Source organism: Bacillus sp. SIMBA_026 (genome assembly GCF_046535335.1).
GTDB classification, from domain to species: Bacteria; Bacillota; Bacilli; order Bacillales; family Bacillaceae; genus Bacillus; species Bacillus velezensis.
Genome location: NZ_JAWRWX010000130.1, coordinates 1 through 276, shown reverse-complemented (window position 1 = coordinate 276; position 276 = coordinate 1). Strand labels below are relative to the sequence as shown.

At 60.5% G+C, this 276-nt stretch carries 1 protein-coding gene; it reads right to left on the bottom strand.

The window, feature by feature from the left end; all coding sequences use genetic code 11:
• Positions 1-276 (bottom strand): FAD-dependent oxidoreductase (locus SB847_RS20945; RefSeq protein WP_410578526.1); only part of this gene is annotated, 276 nt, incomplete at both ends.

Below are 276 nucleotides of genomic sequence, written 5' to 3'. Positions count from 1 at the left end.
AAATCATTTGCTGCGCGCCCGGATAGCGCACGTGATAGCCCCGTTCGGTATCGAGCGGCACAGAATCCCCGCATTGTTTGGCGAACTTCGCGGATCGTGCACCGGTAGCGATCACCACATGCCCAAAACGTCTTGCGACACCGTCGAGCGTCACCGTCACGCCGTCATCCGACGGTTGCACCGCGGTCACTGTTGAACGCTCCAACGTCAGCCCTTGCGCCGCGAGCCGTTCGTACAGAGTCTGTAGAAAGCCCTGCGGGTCGGAGAAATGCCAAC